Origin of the sequence: Paeniglutamicibacter gangotriensis Lz1y, assembly GCF_000348945.1 — a bacterium.
Lineage (GTDB): Bacteria > Actinomycetota > Actinomycetes > Actinomycetales > Micrococcaceae > Paeniglutamicibacter > Paeniglutamicibacter gangotriensis.
This window is the reverse complement of sequence record NZ_AOCK01000009.1, coordinates 142118-154449: the sequence shown is the minus strand read 5'-3', so window position 1 is coordinate 154449 and position 12332 is coordinate 142118. Positions and strand designations below refer to the sequence as shown.

The 12332-nt window shown below is 63.8% G+C and carries 11 protein-coding genes; 8 read left to right on the top strand and 3 right to left on the bottom strand.

The features are described from left to right. Positions 1 to 44 precede the first annotated feature (44 nt). Complete coding sequence (gene thrS, locus ADIAG_RS14780) at positions 45 to 2048, top strand: threonine--tRNA ligase (RefSeq protein WP_007272211.1); 2004 nt, start codon at positions 45 to 47, stop codon at positions 2046 to 2048. 4 nt (positions 2049 to 2052) lie between these two features. Beyond that, positions 2053 to 2649: an HIT family protein gene (locus ADIAG_RS14775; protein WP_007272210.1), complete on the top strand. Its 597-nt coding sequence runs from the start codon at positions 2053 to 2055 to the stop codon at positions 2647 to 2649. 81 nt (positions 2650 to 2730) lie between these two features. Here the strand turns inward: ADIAG_RS14775 and ADIAG_RS14770 are convergent, their stop codons facing one another. After that, positions 2731 to 3777 carry a hypothetical protein gene (locus ADIAG_RS14770; RefSeq protein ID WP_007272209.1) on the bottom strand — a complete coding sequence of 349 codons (1047 nt, stop codon included), beginning with the start codon at positions 3775 to 3777 and terminating at the stop codon, positions 2731 to 2733. Positions 3778 to 4118: 341 nt separating this feature from the next. Here ADIAG_RS14770 and pdxS point away from each other — a divergent pair, with 341 nt between their 5' ends. Then, complete coding sequence (gene pdxS / locus ADIAG_RS14765; RefSeq protein WP_043475224.1) at positions 4119 to 5033, top strand: pyridoxal 5'-phosphate synthase lyase subunit PdxS; 915 nt, start codon at positions 4119 to 4121, stop codon at positions 5031 to 5033. A gap of 243 nt (positions 5034 to 5276) precedes the next feature. Here the strand turns inward: pdxS and ADIAG_RS14760 are convergent, their stop codons facing one another. Both ADIAG_RS14760 and ADIAG_RS14755 read right to left on the bottom strand, forming a co-directional pair. Further along, entirely contained in the window at positions 5277 to 6032 is a 756-nt protein-coding gene (locus tag ADIAG_RS14760; RefSeq protein ID WP_007272207.1) for a GNAT family N-acetyltransferase, read from the bottom strand. After that, positions 6029 to 8050: a M3 family metallopeptidase gene (locus ADIAG_RS14755; RefSeq protein WP_007272206.1), complete on the bottom strand. Its 2022-nt coding sequence runs from the start codon at positions 8048 to 8050 to the stop codon at positions 6029 to 6031. The genes ADIAG_RS14760 and ADIAG_RS14755 overlap by 4 nt, the downstream gene beginning before the upstream one ends. A 355-nt stretch (positions 8051 to 8405) precedes the next feature. Here ADIAG_RS14755 and ADIAG_RS14750 point away from each other — a divergent pair, with 355 nt between their 5' ends. The 5 genes from ADIAG_RS14750 (at position 8406) to ruvA (ending at position 12331) form a co-directional block, all read left to right on the top strand. Then, positions 8406 to 9392 (top strand): CapA family protein, encoded by a 987-nt coding sequence (locus tag ADIAG_RS14750; protein ID WP_007272205.1) that lies wholly within the window; start codon positions 8406 to 8408, stop codon positions 9390 to 9392. An 87-nt stretch (positions 9393 to 9479) separates the two neighbouring features. Beyond that, on the top strand, positions 9480 to 10199 hold the full coding sequence (gene pdxT / locus ADIAG_RS14745) for a pyridoxal 5'-phosphate synthase glutaminase subunit PdxT (protein ID WP_007272204.1): 720 nt from the start codon (positions 9480 to 9482) through the stop codon (positions 10197 to 10199). A 2-nt stretch (positions 10200 to 10201) separates the two neighbouring features. Continuing rightward, the gene (locus ADIAG_RS14740) at positions 10202 to 10957 is read left to right on the top strand and encodes a YebC/PmpR family DNA-binding transcriptional regulator (RefSeq protein WP_007272203.1); all 756 of its coding nucleotides are present in this window, start codon (positions 10202 to 10204) and stop codon (positions 10955 to 10957) included. Positions 10958 to 10964: 7 nt separating this feature from the next. After that, positions 10965 to 11573: a crossover junction endodeoxyribonuclease RuvC gene (gene ruvC, locus ADIAG_RS14735; RefSeq protein ID WP_007272202.1), complete on the top strand. Its 609-nt coding sequence runs from the start codon at positions 10965 to 10967 to the stop codon at positions 11571 to 11573. 137 nt (positions 11574 to 11710) lie between these two features. Beyond that, a complete protein-coding gene (gene ruvA / locus ADIAG_RS14730) occupies positions 11711 to 12331 on the top strand; it encodes a Holliday junction branch migration protein RuvA (protein ID WP_007272201.1) in 621 nt (206 codons plus the stop codon). Position 12332 lies beyond the last annotated feature (1 nt).

The window sequence follows — 12332 nt, the reverse complement described above, 5'->3', positions numbered from 1 at the left end:
TACGCCACAAGCCCTGAAGCCGAACCACGAAACGAGGAGCCGTAGTGCTTGAGCAAATCACACTGACCGTCGATGGCGAACAACGCGAGGTGAATGCCGGCACTACCGGGGCCGAGCTGTACTTTGACGACCGCGAGGTCGTCGTCATGCACGTCGATGGCGTACTGCGCGATTTGGCCCGCCCGCTGGAGGCCGGAACCACCGTCGAGCGAGTGACCATTGATTCCCCGGCAGGACTCGAGGTCCTGCGACACTCCACCGCGCACGTGATGGCCCAGGCCGTGCAGCAGCTGCGCCCGGATGCCAAGCTGGGCATCGGCCCGTACATCACCGATGGTTTCTACTTCGACTTCGATGTCGCCGAGCCGTTCACTCCCGAGGATCTGAAGACCCTTGAGAAGATGATGCTCAAGATCGTGAACCAGAACCAGAAGTTCGCCCGCCGGGTTGTCACCGAGGACGAGGCCAAGGTGGCCATGGCCAACGAGCCGTACAAGCTTGAGCTGCTGAATAAGGCCAACGAGGCCGATTCCGCCGGCGAAGGCGTTAACGTCGAGGTCGGTGCGGGCGAGATCACCATCTATGACAACGTCGACCGCAAGACCGGCGACATCGTATGGTGCGATTTGTGCCGCGGCCCGCACCTGCCCAACACCAAGCTGATCTCCAACGCCTTCGCGCTGACCCGTACCTCTGCCGCCTACTGGCTGGGCAACCAGGAGAACCAGCAGCTGCAGCGCATCTACGGCACCGCCTGGCCGACCAAGGCCGATCTGAAGGCCTACCAGGAGCGCATCGCCGAGGCCGAGCGCCGCGACCACCGCAAGCTCGGTGTCGAACTTGACCTCTTCTCCTTCCCCGACGAGCTCGGAAGCGGCTTGCCGGTGTTCCACCCGCGCGGCGGCATCATCCGCAAGGAAATGGAAGATTACTCCCGTGCGCGCCACGTAGAGGCCGGCTACGAGTTCGTCTACACCCCGCACATCACCAAGGGCCACCTCTACGAGGTCTCCGGGCACCTTGACTGGTACAAGGACGGCATGTTCCCGCCGATGCATGTCGATGCGGAGCTCAATGAGGACGGCACCGTGCGCAAGCCCGGCCAGGACTACTACCTCAAGCCGATGAACTGCCCGATGCACAACCTGATCTTCCGCTCCCGCGGACGCTCCTACCGCGAGCTGCCGCTGCGCTTGTTCGAATTCGGCTCGGTCTACCGTTACGAGAAGTCCGGTGTAGTCCACGGCCTGACCCGCGTGCGCGGCATGACACAGGACGACGCCCACATCTACTGCACCAAGGAGCAGATGAAGGACGAGCTCACCGAAACGCTGAACTTCGTGCTGGGTCTGCTCAAGGACTACGGGCTGGATGACTTCTACCTGGAGCTCTCCACCAAGAACCCGGAGAAGTTCGTTGGCGATGACGCCATCTGGGAGGAAGCCACCCGCACCCTCGCCGAGGTCGCCGAGGCCTCGGGCCTGGAACTGGTCCCTGACCCGGGCGGAGCGGCCTTCTACGGACCGAAGATCTCCGTGCAGGCCAAGGACGCGCTGGGCCGCACCTGGCAGATGTCCACCATCCAGCTGGACTTCAACCTGCCCGAGCGCTTCGAGCTCGAGTACCAGGCCGCCGACGGCACCCGCCAGCGCCCGGTGATGATCCACCGCGCCCTGTTCGGTTCCGTGGAGCGCTTCATGGGCGTGCTCACCGAGCACTACGCCGGCGCCTTCCCGGCGTGGCTCTCCCCGGTCCAGGTCGTGGGCATCCCGGTGGCCGAGGCCTTCAACGAGTACATGTTCGACGTGATCGACAAGCTCAAGGCCGCCGGCATCCGCGCCGAGGCGGATATCTCCTCGGACCGGTTCCCGAAGAAGATCCGCACCGCGTCGAAGGAAAAGGTCCCGTTCGTGCTCATCGCCGGCGGCGAGGACGCCGAGGCAGGGGCGGTCTCCTTCCGCTTCCGCGACGGCAGCACCGACAATGGTGTGGCCGTGGACGATGCGGTGGCCCGCATTGTCGCAGCCATCAAGAACCGGGAAGCCTAGAGCCATGGGGGAGTCCACCAACACGGGTGCGGGCGGGGTTTCGCAGCAGGCGGCTGACGCCGCGATCACCGACGACTTCGCGGTAGCAGGCGTGCCCGATTCGTTCCAACGACTGTGGACCCCCTACCGGATGGCGTACATCAAGGCAGGCCAGGGGCAGGTCAAGGACGAGGAGAGCTGTCCTTTCTGCGCCGGTCCGACGCGTGGCGATGAGGAGTCACTGATCATCCACCGCGGCAAGAGTGCCTACGTGATCTTGAACCTCTTCCCGTACAACCCCGGACACCTGCTGATCTGTCCCTACCGGCATGTCCCGGACTACACCGACATCACGGTGGAGGAGACCGCGGAAATGGCGGCGCTGGCGCAAAAATCCATGCGCGTGCTGCGTCATGTCTCGCGTCCCACCGGTTTCAACCTGGGCATGAATCAGGGCGTCACCGGGGGAGCGGGCATTGCCGCGCACCTGCACCAGCATGTGGTCCCGCGTTGGGCGGGGGACGGGAACTTCTTCCCGATCATTGCCGAGACCAAGGCGATCCCGGCGACCCTGGGTGACATCCACACGGAGTTGCGGGTTGGCTGGAGTGAAATCGACTAACTAGGCAGCGTTGTTGCCCGCTGTGGCCCCCGGGGTGTTTGCTTCCCGGGGGCCACCGTCGTCTCTGGGGTGCCAGGGCGTTCAGGATTCCCTATCGAACATGGGTTCCTCGGGAGACGCGGCGGACAGCTGCCCCTGCATCTTGCGGTTGACCATAGCGAGTAATTGGGACCAGCTGGGTGTTCCGTTGCTGCTTGCCGGATCCGGTGTGCGCAGCGCCGCCAGCTGCCGGTCGATCAGGGTCGTTGCCCGTTGGGTCCACAGCAGGTCCCGCAGCAAGGTGGCGGTGCGCCGGCGGTTTTCCGAACGCGCGGCCCGCAGCACCAACGGTGGCACCACCAGCAACGCAAGCCCGATGGCGGCCAGCGCCGCGGCGATCGCGGCCGCGTCACGCGAATCGATGGCCAACAGCAGCATGCCCGCGGCCAAGACGCACAGCAGCCCGATGCGGATCCAGTGTGTGGGGTGCAGCCGCCAGAGCCGGCGGGCAAGTGCGCGCTCGGCGGCGGGATTGCGGGTGTCAGGATGTGAGGAGCGCCAGGCGAGCACGGTTTCCTGCCTCACCTGCTGCCACGGCTCGGCACCGGGCGCGGTTCCCAGCGCGCCGGTGAGCAGGTCCGCATCGGATCGGCGCATCGCCGTGAACGCGTCGGTCATGCTGGAGCGCAGCATCAGCCAATGCTTTTCGTCCATGTGGTCGGCGGCATAGAAGCCGCGTTCCTGGTGCTGGAGCTCGTAGAGGCGTTCCCCGAGGTTGCTCGGCCGCCCGGCGCCAAACCGCGCATAGGCGTTGGCCAGGTAGGCGGCGACCACAAAGACGGCCAGCGAGAGAAGGGCGACGTTGATGTGCCGGGCGCTGGAGGTGAAATCGACCGGATCGAATTCCTCCATCAAGGTGCCGACCGACCACCCCACGATGCCGGAGACGACCAGCCCGACGGTGCCAAAGACGATGACCGGGCCAATGAGTGATTGGCCTGCAAGCCGGTCGTCGATACTGCGCGGCGTGATCCGCAACCGTGCCATTTCCCAGACGGTGGTCAGCGGCGAAAATATCCAGGTCAGGCAGAAGCCCGCCAGGGCAAAAAGGAACACTGCCAGGGCGCTGTGTGCAAGATCCTCGAACATGACTTCTCCCAGGTGTGGTGTCGGTTCCCCACACCATAGCGAGACTTGCGCATGTTAGGGGCGAACGCCGCCCAGCGTCGCGAGCCCGCACATGGAACCGGGTGAAGCGTCGAGGAGCCCCTTGCCGGTCGGCAGGGTCCCGCAGCGCTTTTCGCCACCGGGGTCATCGCCGAAACCAGTCAAGTGTTCGGTCTTAAACCCCTATATTGCGGGTAATTAGGACTAGGATGTAGGTGATAGTGCACCCAGTTTTGGTTTGTGACGACACACCCAAGGGCTTTGTGACGCGGCGGACCTACGATGATTCGCGTACTGCTGAGCTTATTGAGAGGAAACACCAGGTGTCTGAAAACGAAGGCGTCCGTAACCCTGCTGCCACCACAGGTAGCGACCGTGTCAAGCGGGGCATGGCCGACATGCTCAAGGGCGGCGTCATCATGGATGTCGTGACCGCCGAACAAGCCAAGATCGCCGAGGATGCAGGTGCTGTCGCCGTCATGGCACTCGAGCGGGTCCCTGCCGACATCCGTGCCCAGGGCGGGGTTTCGCGCGCCAGCGACCCGGACATGATCGACAGCATCATCGCCTCGGTGTCGATTCCGGTGATGGCCAAGGCACGCATCGGCCACTTCGTCGAAGCCCAGATCCTCCAGTCCCTCGGTGTCGACTACGTCGACGAGTCCGAGGTCCTGTCCCCGGCGGACTACGAGCACCACATCGACAAGTGGAACTTCAAGGTCCCCTTTGTCTGCGGCGCCACCAACCTCGGCGAAGCACTGCGACGCATCAACGAAGGTGCGGCCATGATCCGCTCCAAGGGTGAAGCAGGAACGGGCGATGTTTCCAACGCCACCGGCCACATGCGCAAGATCCGTTCCGAGATCGCCAAGCTTGCCGCCCTTCCCGAAGACGAGCTCTACGTGGCGGCCAAGGAACTGCAAGCCCCGTACCAGCTGGTCAAGGAGGTCGCCAGCACCGGAAAGCTCCCGGTCGTGCTCTTCACCGCCGGAGGCATCGCCACCCCGGCCGACGCCGCGATGATGATGCAGCTTGGCGCCGACGGTGTATTCGTGGGCTCGGGCATCTTCAAGTCCGGCAACCCCGCGCAGCGCGCCGCAGCAGTAGTCAAGGCGACCACCTTCTACAACGATCCCGACCAGCTGGCCAAGATCTCCCGCGGACTGGGCGAAGCCATGGTCGGCATCAACGTCGCAGACATCCCGGCACCGCACCGCCTCTCCGAGCGCGGCTGGTAGGTTCCGGGCAGTAGCTTGGCAAAACGACGGACCGGGTGCACCGGATCCTGCATTCCCCTTCATCAAACGGGCGAGCGCGGATCTGGGAATCGCTCGGTCCGTTGGTCGTTGGCTGCCGGGGTATGGCCCCGGGCGTGGCTGATCAGCGCATCGAATATTCGGTCGCCAAGCTCTCGGCGCCGCAGGATTCGCGAACTTGGTCCCAACCTCGACGATGCACAGGGTCTTCGGGCCGCGCGAGTACTAACGCAGCAACAGGTGGCGGCCGCGGCCCAACAGCCGCATGCCATTGGCCTCGAAGAATGGTGCCGAGCCAGGAGTTGCGGCGGCAATGAGCTCGATCTCCGTATCCTCGTCCAGGCCGAGGGGATTAACCATGCCGCGGGCCAAGCCGTTAAGCAGCGCCGAGCCAACGCCGTGGCGGCGCAGCGAGGGTGAGACGGCCAAGCCGTGTATGGCCAGCTGTCCACCGAAGGCCTGTTGGGCGAAGGCCCGGCCCACCAGATCGCCCTCCATGGTGCGTGCGGTGGCCTGTTCGATACGGCGCAATGCCGGGTGCCCTGCACTGAGCCCGGCTGCCACCGGATCCCGCCACAAGTTGGCGACTTGCAGCTCGCGCGCATCGGCACCCTTGGCCTCGGGGATCTCGGTGCCCAGACGGACTCTGCCTTCCCATGCCTCGGCTCGGGGCCGCAATTCCCCGGCATGCCAGGAAATCTGCGAGGTATCCGAGAACCCGGCCGATTCCAACGGACCAGAGGGGGCGCCGGAATTAACCCAGGCTTCCACCCGGCGGGCACCCAAACGGGTGCCCTCGGCAAGGCCAGGACGCAACCCGGCTTCCTGCGCGTGGGCCGGGAAAAGCAATACCAACCGGGCACGCGCCGGCTGCCAGGCCCATGAACAACCATGGGTGGTGAAAAGCTTCCCGCCCGTGGACATGGCCACGGCCTGGTGCCAGTGGGTCAATGCCTCTTGGGCGAAACTAATGGTTGTCACGCCGTCTTGCCTCTTTCTAAGCCGCGACGCTTGAGCAGTGGTTCGATGCGGGCAGGAGCACCGCGGAAGATCTCGTAGGACTGCAATGGATCGCGGGTGTTGCCACGCGAGAGCAGTTCGGTACGGAACCTCTCCCCATTCTCCCGCGTCAGCCCACCGTTCTCGGTGAACCACTCAACGGTGTCGGCATCCAAAACCTCGGACCAGATGTAGGAGTAATACCCCGCAGAATACCCGCCGTCGAAGATGTGCTTGAAATATCCGGTGCGGTAGCGCGAGGGGACCATCTCGGGGATCAGCCCGGCCTCGGTGAGCACCCGCTGCTCAAAGGCCAGTGGGTCATCGATAGTTTCCCCGTCACCGAGCGAATGCCAGGCCAGATCCAAGACGGCGGCGGTGAGGTATTCGGTCGTGGAGAAACCCTCGCCCCAGAGAGCGGCCGCCTCCAAGGTCTCAACGATGCTTGCCGGCATTTGTTCCCCGGTGCGGGTGTGCCGGGCGTACCCCGGCAGGACCTCGGGGTGCAACGCCCACATCTCGTTGACCTGCGAAGGATATTCTACGAAGTCGCGCGGAACGCTGGTCCCGGAGAGCGAGGGGTAGATGCCAGCGGAGAACAAACCGTGCAAGGCGTGCCCGAATTCGTGGAAGAGCGTGTTGACCTCGTCCAAGCTCACCAAGGCGGGCTCGCCGGCAGCGGGCTTGGGGATATTGAGGGTATTGGTGACCACGGGGCGTTCTTCCAACAGCGAGGAAGATTCCCGAATCGAATTCATCCAAGCACCGCCAGCCTTGGTGGGCCGGGCAAAGAAGTCACCGAGAAACAATCCCAGCGTTGACCCGTCCTCGTTGAAGACCTCCCAGGTGCGCACATCGGGGTGGTACTTCGGGAAATCGAATCGCTCGGTGAACGAGATGCCATACAGACGGCCGGCGGCGGAGAACACACCGTGCTCAAGCACCGCATCCAATTCGAAGTATTCACGCAACGACCCGCGATCGAGGGTGTAACGCTCACGGGCCACGGCAGCGGAATAGTAGGCCCAATCCCACGGCTGGATCGGGGAACCGGAAATCTTTTCCAGCTCCACGGCCTCGGCGCGCGCGTTGGCGACGGCAGCGGGAATCAATTCGGCCAAACGAGCCTGCACCGCGGCAAGATCCGGGGCAGTGGCTTCCTGCAGCACCACATCGGCGTGCGTGGCAAAGCCGAGCAAAGCGGCTCGCGTGGCACGCAGAGCGGCCATCTGGGCGCCCAACTCCAGGTTCTTGTTTTCACCGACCTGGCCACGATTCACCGAGGCCTCGAAGAGCCGGCGGCGGGACTCGGAAAGCTCGAGACGCTCCAGCAACGGCTGCCCGGTGGGAAGCACCAGTGTCAAAAGGTATCCGTCCGAGTGCCCGGCGGCGCGTGCTGCGTCGGCGGCAGCTGCCACTTGGCCCTCGCCCAGGCCCGCGAGTTCGGCAGCATCGGTGAAAAGGACTGCCGACTCGTTCATGGAACCCAGCAGCTTGCGTGAATACTCGCTGGAAAGGTCGGTGATTTCGCTGTTCAGCGCACGCAACTTGTCCTTGGCCTCAGGCTCAAGCTCGGCACCGGCAGCACGGAAGGTGCGCAGTGTCTCGGAGACCAGACGGGCCTCCTCGCCGGCGAGCTGCGCGGCATCGACGGAGGCCAAACGCGCATACAGGTCCCCGTCCAAGTGGATGGCGTCCTGGTGGCCGGAGACCATCGACTGGATCTCCGGATCGATCTCGCGCAGGTCCTCGGTGCCGTGGGCGGAGAACACCGTCCAATACGCCATCACTGCCCGACGCAGCAACTGGCCGCTGCGCTCCAAGGCTTCGAAGGTGTTGGTGAAGTCGGCGGGCCGTACATCTTGTGCGATGGCCTTCAACTCGACGAGATGTTCATCGACGCCTTGCCTGACGGCATCCAGATAATATGATGCGTTCAGGGCCGAATAATCGGGGAACTCGAAAGGCAAGGTGCTTAGCTGAAGCAACGGATTATGCATGGTCTTAACCCTGTCATATGCCCGGGTCCCAGCGAGTTTCCCGCGCCGCAGTTCACGCAGCAAGGTTAGGCTCTTAGCTATGTTTGATCGCTTTGCCGGCAAGATTCCGGCGTCCAGGGGCGCAGCCCTCGCTGCAGCCCTCCTGATGGGCTGTTCCCTTGCCGCTTGCGCACCAACACCGCCGACACCACAGGCATCGACACCGCAGACATCGACGGCGCCGTCTTCCGCCTCCTCGGCAGGCACAGCGGCCCCCAGCCAAACCGGCCAGCCACCGGCTCCTGCAAGCAGCAACTCCGCTGCGGCTACACCTCAAGACACGTCCTGCCCGGGGGATGAATGCCTTGAGGTTGCCGTGGCCGGAGACATCCTGTTGCACCCAGCGCTGTGGGAACAAGCTGAAAAGGACGGCGACGGGAAGCTCGATTTCGAACCGATCCTGGCCGGAATCGCCCCGTACCTGGCACAAAGCGACCTGGCCCTATGCAACCTTGAGACCCCCGTCGCCGCAGCTAAGGGACCTTTCAGTGGCTACCCGATGTTCATCGTCCCGCCACAAATCATCCCGGCGTTGAAAGAAGTCGGCTATGACGGTTGCACCACCGCGAGCAACCACTCGATGGATGCCGGGGTCCCGGGAATCAAGCGCACCTTGGATGCGCTCGATGCCGCCGGACTGATATCCACCGGTTCATACCGCAGCAAGGCCGAAGCCAAGAAACCGTTGCTCACCGAGGTCGGTAACGCAAAGATCTCCGTAATCGCCGGCACCTACTCACTAAACGGGGTCAAGGAAGACGCTCCGTGGCGTGTAGATGACATCGACAAGGACTCGATGATCGATCGGGCCCAGGAAGCCCGTGCCGCAGGCGCCGACATCGTCATGGCAGCGATCCACGACGGAGCCGAATACACCAATACGCCGACCGATTCGCAGCTGGTTTTGTACCGGGCATTGGCGGACAGCGGCGAATTCGATTTCATCTACTCGCACCACACCCACTCGGTGCTGCCCATCGAAAAGCGCAACGGCACCTGGATCGTCTACGGGCTGGGAAATTCCGTGGCCAAACACGCCACCAAGACGGTGCTGAACAAAGAAGGGCTGACGGTGAAGATGCAGTTCGTGCGCACCGGCGATTCCTGGGCGCCGGGAGAACTGGTTTGGGCGCCACACATCATGAAACCGTCACCCTTGCGTTGGTGCGCACTGCCCGCCGCAGGTGACCCCTGCACGACCATGGGCCAGGACGCCGCGTCCCTCAAACGCACCACCGGGACAGTGAACGCCATGAATGCCAAGGACAGCGGGGCAAAAATGTGGACACTGGACGACCAATAGGACTCGGCGCGGCCCGTCGTGTCGTCATAAAAATATCGAGCCGGGGGTCGACGGGTTTATTCTGAGCTGTCCACGTACTTCATCGCGGTGCGCGGCACCTACCCCACCCGCGCACTACGAGAAAGCGATTGGCCCCTGGTGCTAAGAATTGGAGTCCTTGGCCTGCAAGGTGATGTGCGCGAACACCTCGAGGCCTTGGAATCGCTTGGCGTGGCGGCATTGCCGGTGAAGTCCCCGGATGAGTTGTCGGGTCTCGATGGGTTGGTGCTGCCCGGCGGTGAATCAACGGTGATCGACAAGCTCTCGCGCCTGTACGGTCTGGCCGCGGTGCTCAAAGCCAAGATCGCCGACGGTTTCCCTGTCTACGGATCGTGCGCCGGCATGATCTTGTTGGCCGACACGATTGCCGATCCTACGATGAACCTGCGGGGTGAACCCCAGCAAAGTTTCGGGGGAATCGACATGGTGGTCAAACGCAACGCCTTCGGCCGGCAAGTCGACTCCTTCGAAGTTGACCTTGAGATCAAGGGGCTCGATGGGCTTGCAGGGAGCACTCCGGGCGGTGCACAACCCCCGGTACGTGCTGCATTCATCCGCGCTCCCTGGGTTCAAAGCGTCGGCGATACCGTGGAGGTATTGGCATCAATACCCGCCGAGAACACGCCAAAAGGCGTGGACGGGACAAGGACGGCTAGAATTGTTGCAGTACGTTCTGGAAAATTGTTGGCGACTTCCTTCCACCCTGAGGTGGCGGGGGAGCGCCGGATCCACGAACTTTTTATTCACATGATCAGAGGAGACGCGTAAGCATGGCCGGCCACTCCAAATGGGCAACCACCAAACACAAGAAGGCAATCCTCGACAGCAGGCGCGCCAAGGCGTTCGCCAAGCTGATCAAGAACATCGAGGTAGCAGCGCGCGCCGGCGGTGCAGATATGGCCGGAAACCCGGGTCTGGAAGTCGCCGTCGCCAAGGCCAAGAAAACCTCGGTTCCCAACGACAACATCGACCGTGCCGTGAAGCGTGGCGCTGGTCTGACCGGCGAGGTCATCGACTACACCGAGATCATCTACGAGGCCCGCGGCCCGCAGGGTTCGGCGCTGCTCATTGAGTGCCTGACCGACAACAAGAACCGTGCGGCCTCCGAGGTCCGCCTGGGGATCACCCGCAATGGCGGCACCGTCGCTGACCCCGGGTCGGTGGCCTACCTCTTCTCCCGCCAGGGGGTCGTCGGTCTGCCGAAGAATGACCTGACCGAAGATGACCTGCTCATGGCCGTGCTTGATGCCGGGGCAGACGAAGTCAAGGAATCAGGGGAGCACTTCGAGATCCTTTCCGATCCCGCAGACCTGCGTGCGGTAGTCACGGCTCTCGAAGAAGCAGGCATCGAATACGAAACCGACGAAGTTGAATTCGTCCCCTCGATGCAGGTCCAGCTCGACGCGGACTCGGCGCGCAAGTTCCTGAAGCTTGCCGACGCCCTTGAAGAGCTTGATGACGTGCAGAACGTCTACTCCAACGCGGACATCACCGCCGAGGTCATGGCAGAACTCGAAGAGGACTAGTCCCTATATGTCCCTGCGAGTGGTCGGCGTCGACCCCGGACTGACCCGTTGCGGCCTGGCCGTGGTCGACGTCGAACCCAACCGCCGCGCCACGCTTATCGATGTCACGGTGGTGGGCACCCCGGCAGGAACCCCGTTGGATCAGCGACTGCTGGCCATCGCCGATGGCATCGATGCGTGGCTCGATGAGTACAAACCCGATGTCGTGGCACTGGAACGGGTGTTCAGCCAATTGAACGTCAGCACCGTGATGGGCACAGCCCAGGCCTCCGGCGTGGTGATTGTTTCGGCTGCCCGACGCAATATTCCTGTCGCGCTGCATACCCCGACCGAGGTCAAGGCGGCGGTGACCGGATCGGGCCGCGCCGACAAACAGTCGGTGGGCAAGATGGTTGCCAAGATCCTGAGGTTGGATGCCCCGCCGCAACCTGCCGATGCGGCCGACGCCGCTGCCCTGGCGATCACCCACGGGTGGCGTGGGGCGGCTTTCGGTGCCGCGGGTGCTGCGGCCTCGGCCTCGGCACCGCGCCCGGCCGGCGGATCCTCGGGATTGACCCCGGCCCAGCGGGCCTGGATTGCCGCCGAGGCCAAGGCGCGCTCGGTCAAAGCGCGGTAGCTGCGCGGGCCGGGCCGCCGCGGTCCCATCTGCGGAAGGTGGCCGTGGAAGCTGTAAGCTGTTCGTAGATATATTCGTATGGCTTGCGTGTTCGAAGAACCTTGTGCGCGGCCCGTCACCCCGGAGGAAACCCCCAGATGATCGCCACGCTGCGCGGAACACCCCAACAGGTCAACCTGAATTCCGCCATCATCGAGGTCGGCGGCTTCGGCATGCTGATCCAGGCAACTCCGCAGACACTGGCCACCTTGCAGGTGGGCCGCGAAGCCCTCGTCCATACCTCCATGGTGGTCCGCGAGGATGCCATGACGCTCTTTGGCTTCGCCTCCGGGGAGGAACGTGAGGTCTTCGAGATCCTCACCGGGGTTTCGGGTATCGGCCCGCGCACCGGCCTGGCCATCCTCTCGGTTCACACCCCGGAAGAAGTGCGCATCGCCGCCACCACAAAGGACACCAAGGCCTTCACCAAAGTTTCGGGCATCGGACCCAAGGGCGCCCAGCGCATTGTGCTGGAGCTCAGCGGAAAGCTCGCCCCCACCGGGGCTCCGGTGGGCTCCGGCGCCACCGCGAGCGCTCCGGCCTGGGAGCCGCAGGTCCTCGAGGCCCTCACCGGGCTGGGCTGGATCGAGCGCGATGCCACCAAGGCACTGGATGCCCTGGCCAAAAACGAACCGGAGATCGTTGCCACCGGCAGCGTCCCGGAGATCCTGCGGGCGGTGCTGCGCTCCCTGGGACGCGGCAACCGGCCGGGAAACTAGG

Bases quoted from the DNA above. Each gene is read 5' to 3' on its own strand.
- ADIAG_RS14775 (WP_007272210.1), top strand. From the start codon at position 2,053: ATGGGGGAGTCCACCAACACGGGTGCGGGCGGGGTTTCGCAGCAGGCG.
- ADIAG_RS14770 (WP_007272209.1), bottom strand. From the start codon at position 3,777: ATGTTCGAGGATCTTGCACACAGCGCCCTGGCAGTGTTCCTTTTTGCC.
- ADIAG_RS14755 (WP_007272206.1), bottom strand. From the start codon at position 8,050: ATGCATAATCCGTTGCTTCAGCTAAGCACCTTGCCTTTCGAGTTCCCC.
- ADIAG_RS14740 (WP_007272203.1), top strand. From the start codon at position 10,202: ATGGCCGGCCACTCCAAATGGGCAACCACCAAACACAAGAAGGCAATC.
- ruvC (WP_007272202.1), top strand. From the start codon at position 10,965: ATGTCCCTGCGAGTGGTCGGCGTCGACCCCGGACTGACCCGTTGCGGC.
- ruvA (WP_007272201.1), top strand. From the start codon at position 11,711: ATGATCGCCACGCTGCGCGGAACACCCCAACAGGTCAACCTGAATTCC.